This is a genomic window from Romboutsia sp. (assembly GCF_051659545.1).
Taxonomy (GTDB): domain Bacteria; phylum Bacillota; class Clostridia; order Peptostreptococcales; family Peptostreptococcaceae; genus JBOFOR01.
In genome coordinates, this window is the sequence record NZ_JBOFOR010000317.1 from 1 (window position 1) to 7,707 (window position 7,707).

Below are 7,707 nucleotides of genomic sequence, written 5' to 3' on the forward strand. Positions count from 1 at the left end.
AAAATAGGACTAAACATTAAATTATAAACTGTTTCAAATATCTTTCTAGATAGTATATATGTTATGAATAATGGACTTGTTAATATTATCCAATTGGTTACTATATTATTATTCCAGGTAGGTATTAAGTAAAATATAATAAGTACTACATAAATATGGAAGCTATAAATATACATAGTAGATTTTCCCATTCCAGTATAAAAAGTTTTTTTATTTGGTATTATCTTACAAATAAATAGACTCAATAGTATGCTTACTACATACAATATTAATCTATATGTAAGTCCTTGATAAAGATTTATACTTAGCTCCGAGTAAGAATAAGAACCATACAAAAAACGATAGTCTAAAATATTATTTTCAGATATAAACAACGCTAATATAAAAAATGCTATAACCCCTAAAGTAGCTAATTTCTCATTAAAATTAATATTAGAGGATACTTCATTTAACTTCTTCATATCTGCATAGTACCCTAATAAAAAGAAAGGTAAAAATACTATAGTTCTAGAAAAAGATAATATACTACCATTAGAGATAAATCCTACTAATAGACCTAGTAAAAAGCTTATTGGTAATATGTATTTTATTTTAACTAAATATCTAAGTGACATTCTCCAAAAAAATAAACTAAGTAAAAACCATAAAGTCCAACCAGGATATAAAATAGGAATATTAGTTTTTCCTGTATATAAATAAGCTAATGAATACCATATTATATTAAAAATCACATATGGTACTAGTAAACTTTTAAAAAAGATTTTTCTGCTTTTATTTATATTTTTTGAAAGAAAACCTGATATAAATACAAATAAAGGCATATGAAATGAATATATAAACATATAAATTCCCATTAGAGTACTATTTGTTTCGATATATCTTTCTATTAAATGTCCAAAAACCACTAAAAATATAAGGATAACTTTCAAATTATCTACAAAATAAAGATTATTTTTATTTTCTTCTACCATTTATCCACCTCCTTATTAAAGTATATTTTTTATCCTGTTATTTTAGCTTCATTTTCTATTTCTTCAATAAATTCATGTATATACTTCGAATTATTATTTCCAAGTCCTCTAATCATATCAATTGTATATTCATGTTCTGCATCTTGTATTATTTTTAAATTAGTGTTTTCATTGAAGTTTTTTAACACATCAATAAATGAAATAGAGTTTTTAACATTAATAATACTATCGCTATCTCCATGGACACACAAAGTAGGAATATTATATTTTTCCTTTAGTAGGTTTACAGGATTTATATTATTTATGTCTTCATTTCCAATATAGTTTTTAATTAGTTTTTTAGAATAACTAGAGTCACATTCCTCAAAATTTAAAACTCCTGATATAGAAATAAATCCTTTTAATAAGTCTTTATTTATACTATATTTTTTATTTCTATCTTTATCATAAACTAAATGAGAAGCTATTTCTCCTCCTGCAGAATATCCACATATAACTATTTTATTATAACTATTGTTGTTTTTTATATAGTGTTGTAGCGCTCTAAATCCATCTTCAATTTGATGTGGATATTTATATTTAGGAACTAATCTATATCCAACTAAAACCGTTGTATAACCTTTTTTATAAAAGTATTTTCCTATTCCACTATATATAGATGGACTACCATGCCACCATCCTCCTCCATGAATAAAAAAAATAGTAACTTTATTTAAATAGTTAGAATTATATACCTTATAATATTGTCTTTTATTTTTTCCGTATTTGATTTTTTGACCTTTTATTTTGTAATCTTTTATATATGCATACTTTATCATTTTATAAATATTAGTTATTATTCTCTTTAGCCACTTAAATAATTCCATTTAAAATACCTTTCTATAATATCCCATAAAAATTAATAGACATGAATCATTTAAATTCATGCCTTTTATCTTTGTATAAATTCCTAATTATTATCAATTTTAACAGTTTAATTTTATTATTGTAATAATAAAATTAACTTTATATATATATATAAATAGATTATTTATTTTGCTTAATTGCTATTTTCCTCAATAAATCTAAATATATAATTTGAATATTTATTACCTTTTCCTCTCACTATATCTATAGTGTGTTCATGTTCACCATCTTTTATAAGTATTAGGCTAGCAATTTTATTTAAAGACTTTAGCTTTGTTATAAATGAAATGGAATTATCTACACTAATTAAAGTATCCTCCTCTCCATGTATGCATAGAGTAGGTACATTACTTTCTTTATTTAATAAATTTATCGGATTAGTATCTGCTATTTTTTTATTTCCTAAATAATTTTTCAATAATTTTTTTGAATATTTAGAATTACATTTTTTAAAATCTAATACTCCTGATATAGATATAAAACCTTTTATAATATATAGATCTATATTATATTTATTATGTCTCAATGTATCAAAAGCTAAACGAGAAGCTATTTCTCCTCCTGCAGAGTATCCTGATAATATTATCCTTTTATCATTTGGATTATTATCAATATAATGTTTTAAAGCTAAGAAAGCATCTTCTATTTGCTCTGGATAAGTAAATGTAGGTACTAACCTATAACCTACTAATGATGTTGTATATCCATTTTTTAAGAAAAACTTTCCTACACCACTATATAATGAAGGGCTACCTTGCCACCATCCTCCTCCGTGAACAAAAAATATCGTAGGTTTATTTTCATATTTTGATTGGTATACCTTATAACATTGTTTTTTATAATCTCCATATTTTATATTAGTTCCTTTAAGCTTAAAATCATCTATATAAGCATATTTTATCATTTTAAAAACATTAATTGATTTTCTCTTTAGTCTATTAAATGATTTCATGAAGATTACCTTCCTTTGAAGATTTTATAAATAAAAAGACCTGAATCTGAAAAACTCACGCCTTTTTACTTTTCTTATATATTATTGTTTGATTTTATTGTTTTTTTATCTAGATAAAATATTCCTAATTATTTAATATTTTATCAATTCAACCTTATTATTGTAATATCATATTAATTATAGAGCTTTTAATGCCGCTATATTTAATATACTCCAAGGTTTATTAAAGTGAGGTTGGAAGAAAAAGTCAGTCATTGCTAATGCTTCTATAGTCATTTCATTTTGAATAACGACTGATAATGTATTCATAAATTGAGTTAAATCAATTTTTGAAATAATTTGTCCACCTAGTATTTTTCTACTATCTTTATCAAATACTAATTTTAAAGTTGCTTCTTCAAAACTAGGCATAAATTCAGGTCTATAGTTATCAGTTACGATTACGGAATCTACATTATAAGATGTAGTATTTTTAGCAACATCTTCAGTAAGACCTGTGGAAGCTATGTTATATTCATATATCTTGATTCCTGATGTACCTTGTGTCCCCATATATTTAAGTGTAGGATTAACAAGATTTTTAGCTACTAATGTGCCCATTCTAACTGCATTTGTAGCAAGAGGTATATATCTATTTTCATTAGCTGGATTAAATCTTACAACACAACAATCCCCTGCTGCAAATACATCTTCTTTACTAGTTCTCATATACTCATCAATTATTATAGCACCATTTGGTAAAGTATCTATTTTTCCTTTAACTAAATTAGTATTAGGTGCAAATCCTATACATAAAACTACTAAGTCACCTTGATATGTACCTTTATCAGTAATTACTTTAGATACTTTATTATTTTCTCCTTCAAACTTTTGAACCTTTTCTCCAAGGACTACGTTTACTCCTTTGTTTTTAAAGGCTTCTTCTGCTATATCCGTAAATTGCTTATCAAGGTATTTTGCCATTATTCTATCTTCAGCATCTATTAATGTAACATTTTTACCTTTCATTTCAAAAGCTTCTACAAGCTCTACACCAATATAACCTCCACCTATTACAACTACATTTTTAGCATCTTCTGATTTTTCAATTATTGATTTAGCATGGTCATAGTTTTTGCATAGAACTATATTTTCAAGTTGTCCACCTTCAAACTTAGGTACTATTGGCCACGAACCTAAAGTGATTACTAATTTATCATAAGTATCTTCAAATATTTCACCACTTAATAGATTTTTAACTGCTAGTTTTTTATCATCAAAATCTATATCTAAAACTTCATGTTTCATATTTGTTTTAATTCCTAAAGTATTTAAATTCTCAGGTGAGTTATAAAATAATTTATTTGGATCATCAACTACACTTGATACACTTAATGCAATACCACATGATAAAAATGAGATATTATCATTTTTTTCATATATACTTATTTCACTTTCTGGATAAAGTTCTTTCATATTAACAACAGCAGCAGTTCCTGCATGAGTACATCCTACAACTACAATTTTCATATTTATTCCTCCGATAAAAGTTTGATAATTAAATATTTAACTATTTATTTTATACCCTTGATTAAAATATTAAAACATTTATATTAAAATAGTATTAGATTGAATATAAATTTGCAATACATAAAGTTTAATGTAGATTATACTGATATTAAAAAAAAATGGTAAATTCTATAGAATCCACCATTTTTAGCGCTATTTTATTTTCCTATCGGGAAAAGAAGATTAACTGTAGTACCTTCATTTGATTTTGAATATAAGGTTAAATTTAAACTTAATTTATCACAAAGCTTCTTGCATAGATATAAGCCCATACCTGTAGATTTACCAAATATCCTTCCATTTTCTCCTGTAAATCCTTTTTCAAAAACTCGACCTATATCTTTTTCATTAATTCCAACTCCATTATCTTTTATACTAAGTACTAAGTTATTTTTATTCTTTTTTGAAAATATAGTTACTTTAGGGTTTTTGCAGCATGAATATTTAATAGCGTTTACTACGACCTGGTTTATTATAAATTCAACCCACTTAGGGTCACTGTAAACTTCTTCATTTATATCTTCTATTTCTATAGCAATTTTTTTATAAATAAAATCATTTGCATTTTTCTTTATAACATTTTTTACTATTTTTTCTAGAGTGAATTTTTTTACTATGTAATCATTGCTAACATCATTACTTCTTGAATAATATAATGTTTGATCTATATAATCTTCTATTTTTTTTATTTCATTTTTCATGTTAATAGGAATAATATCCTCATTATTATCTATTATTAGCATTGCTGATGCAATTGGAGTTTTTATTTCATGAACCCAAGTTTCTATATATTCTCTATACTCTAGTTGTATATTTTTGTAGTATTTTATATGTTCATGCATATTACGATTACTATCTATTAGTATCTTATGAACTATTTTGCCTTCGATAAATTCTGGTTCTTTTATTACTTCTGATATTAAATATTTTTTATCTAGTTTTTCACTTATATTTACCAATTCATTATAATAATTATTAATTTTTATAAACTCTACTAATATATAAGATATAAAGGGAAAAAACCATATTATAAAAATTATAATTATAATATTAAAGCTTATATTTAGTAGCCTCATTAATATAGCTACTATAAAAAATAAAATTACATTTAATACTAAAAATAACATTCTATCTTTTAGATATTCTATAAGCTTCATTCCATTATATACCCCAATCCTCTTCTAGTTTCAATGTAATCATTTAGACCTAATTCTTCTAATTTTTTTCTTAATCTATTAACATTTACAGATAAAGTGTTATCATCAACAAAAACATCTGAATTCCACATATAAGTCATTAACTTTTCTCGTGATATTATACTACCTTTATTTTTTATAAGATATGATAATATTTTAAATTCATTTTTACTAAGCTCTATACTATTACCATTTGATGCCACAATACCTTTAGATAAATTAAGTGCTAAATTTTTATAAATTACTGAATCTACACTTTCTATGTTAGTATAGCTTCTTTTTAGAACAGAGCTTATTCGAGCCAGTAGTATTTGCGTATTATACGGTTTTGTTATAAAATCGTCAGCACCTAAATTCATACTCATAAGTTCATCCATTTCACTATCTCTGCTAGTTACTATTATTATTGGTATATTTGATATTTTTCTTATTTCTCTACATATATATAAACCATCAAATATCGGTAAATTTATATCTAATAATATTAAGTGAGGGCTTAACGCTTGTATATACTCTATGATGTTTTCAAAAGATTCTGGTGCTATTACATCGTAACCATATTTAGATAATAATAAGGTTAGTTCTTCTCTTATTACTATTGAGTCTTCTATTATAAGTATCTTATTCATAATTTTGCTCCTTTTATTTTTAATATACCTATTATATCATATTGCAATATTTTATATCTTTGGGTCCTTACAGCTATATTTTTTGCTTTTAGGATACAACTATCGCAATAAAAATTTTATATTAATCTATTAAGGCTATTTTACCTTTATATGTTACTTATCATTTTGTCTTCTTATAGTATAACTAATATTATTAATATTTTATGATATTAGTATTGAAAATTATTATATATATCTTCTAACTAAAATGTTACATTATTTAAACTAAGTTAATCTTATTAATTGAATATTATTTTCAATAGTAATAGGATATAATGATGTAGAATTATTCTTAGAATATATATATTAATAAAAATAACTATATAATATATTTTTAAATTAAAAGCCAACAATGATTGTTGGCTTATCCTATACATTCTAATTCTCTATTATATAACAGTTCATTTGATTTTATTAAATCTAGTTTTTTGTTTAGACTAAATATAATTACAGCATTTGGAGTAAAGTTCTCCACAGTTACCTAGTTTCAATGCCTTATTAGTTTCATCTATGGTAAATCCACCACCAATGCAAAGCTTAAGTATTTTATCTCCACTTGGTTTTTTAGTGCCATTTAAAAGTTGGTATCCATATGTTCTATCTATATGTGCATTTTTAATTATATTACTTTTACTAATTTTTTTATCTTTTAGTATATTTTTAAAAAAAATTATAATATCCAAGTTTTTATATTTATCTCCTATATCTTCTAAATATTCCTCTAAGGAATACTCTTCATCTATATTTTTTTAAATATTCATAAGTTTTATAGTTTCATCACTCATTAAATTCACTCCTTGAAAAATTGCTATATTTATTATAGCACAATCTTACTAAATATAATTCACTTAAATATTCACCAATAGTTTATAATATGCTATAATTTTCTAATTACACTTTATATATCAAAGGAGGTTGAATTTGAATTTAGATATCTAATTTGAATTATCATTATACGAAGAAATTAAAATCCCTTGATATTAAAAATATTCCTGAAATATATGATTTCTTTATGCCATAGGTGTTATGATGAATGTTCTTACTACTGGTAAACATTTCAAAGAAAAATTAAATGATACAAAATTAAGGAATATTATAAAAAAATGTACTAGAATATCGCCTGATGATAGATATGATAATGTTAATAAACTTAAGCTTGATCTTGAATCTTTAAATAATACAAAAGCTATTAAAGCTATAGTTACAGAAAATAGCCCCCAAATAATACTACCTGGATTTAGAAGCGGAAATCCATTAAATATTATATTAGCTACATTATTTTATTTAGCTTTAGTAACAGGTTTATTTGCTTTTACAAGTATTACATCTCTTGTAAGCGTAAAAAAATTGACGCCTAACATATATAATTTAAAATTGGTATAATAAAGCCAATAGTTTAGAAATATGATTTCTACTGCTATTGGCTACAATTTTATATTTAAATGTGAAAAATATTTTGACTGTAT

Annotated in this window: 8 protein-coding genes; 1 reads left to right on the top strand and 7 read right to left on the bottom strand. The window is 23.8% G+C overall.

Annotation, left to right across the window (positions count from 1 at the left end):
* From ACRC03_RS19040 to ACRC03_RS19070, 7 genes are all read right to left on the bottom strand, one after another.
* The coding region (locus tag ACRC03_RS19040; RefSeq protein WP_438654189.1) for an acyltransferase family protein at positions 1-971 on the bottom strand (971 nt) is incomplete at its 3' end.
* A gap of 29 nt (positions 972-1,000) precedes the next feature.
* On the bottom strand, positions 1,001-1,837 hold the full coding sequence (locus ACRC03_RS19045) for an alpha/beta hydrolase (RefSeq protein ID WP_438654190.1): 837 nt from the start codon (positions 1,835-1,837) through the stop codon (positions 1,001-1,003).
* A 173-nt stretch (positions 1,838-2,010) separates the two neighbouring features.
* Complete coding sequence (locus ACRC03_RS19050; protein WP_438654191.1) at positions 2,011-2,829, bottom strand: alpha/beta hydrolase; 819 nt, start codon at positions 2,827-2,829, stop codon at positions 2,011-2,013.
* A gap of 177 nt (positions 2,830-3,006) precedes the next feature.
* Positions 3,007-4,338 carry an FAD-dependent oxidoreductase gene (locus ACRC03_RS19055; protein ID WP_438654192.1) on the bottom strand — a complete coding sequence of 444 codons (1,332 nt, stop codon included), beginning with the start codon at positions 4,336-4,338 and terminating at the stop codon, positions 3,007-3,009.
* 197 nt (positions 4,339-4,535) lie between these two features.
* Entirely contained in the window at positions 4,536-5,534 is a 999-nt protein-coding gene (locus ACRC03_RS19060; RefSeq protein ID WP_438654193.1) for an ATP-binding protein, read from the bottom strand.
* The gene (locus ACRC03_RS19065) at positions 5,531-6,202 is read right to left on the bottom strand and encodes a response regulator transcription factor (protein ID WP_438654194.1); all 672 of its coding nucleotides are present in this window, start codon (positions 6,200-6,202) and stop codon (positions 5,531-5,533) included. Before ACRC03_RS19065 ends, ACRC03_RS19060 begins: the two co-directional genes overlap by 4 nt.
* Positions 6,203-6,678: 476 nt before the next feature.
* Positions 6,679-6,924: a helix-turn-helix domain-containing protein gene (locus ACRC03_RS19070; protein WP_438654195.1), complete on the bottom strand. Its 246-nt coding sequence runs from the start codon at positions 6,922-6,924 to the stop codon at positions 6,679-6,681.
* A gap of 343 nt (positions 6,925-7,267) precedes the next feature.
* Between ACRC03_RS19070 and ACRC03_RS19075 the strand changes: the two genes are divergently transcribed.
* A complete protein-coding gene (locus tag ACRC03_RS19075; protein ID WP_438654196.1) occupies positions 7,268-7,624 on the top strand; it encodes a hypothetical protein in 357 nt (118 codons plus the stop codon).
* The last annotated feature ends 83 nt before the right edge of the window (positions 7,625-7,707 follow it).

Bases quoted from the DNA above. Each gene is read 5' to 3' on its own strand.
- ACRC03_RS19045 (WP_438654190.1), bottom strand. From the start codon at position 1,837: ATGGAATTATTTAAGTGGCTAAAGAGAATAATAACTAATATTTATAAA.
- ACRC03_RS19050 (WP_438654191.1), bottom strand. From the start codon at position 2,829: ATGAAATCATTTAATAGACTAAAGAGAAAATCAATTAATGTTTTTAAA.
- ACRC03_RS19055 (WP_438654192.1), bottom strand. From the start codon at position 4,338: ATGAAAATTGTAGTTGTAGGATGTACTCATGCAGGAACTGCTGCTGTT.
- ACRC03_RS19060 (WP_438654193.1), bottom strand. From the start codon at position 5,534: ATGAAGCTTATAGAATATCTAAAAGATAGAATGTTATTTTTAGTATTA.
- ACRC03_RS19065 (WP_438654194.1), bottom strand. From the start codon at position 6,202: ATGAATAAGATACTTATAATAGAAGACTCAATAGTAATAAGAGAAGAA.
- ACRC03_RS19075 (WP_438654196.1), top strand. From the start codon at position 7,268: ATGATGAATGTTCTTACTACTGGTAAACATTTCAAAGAAAAATTAAAT.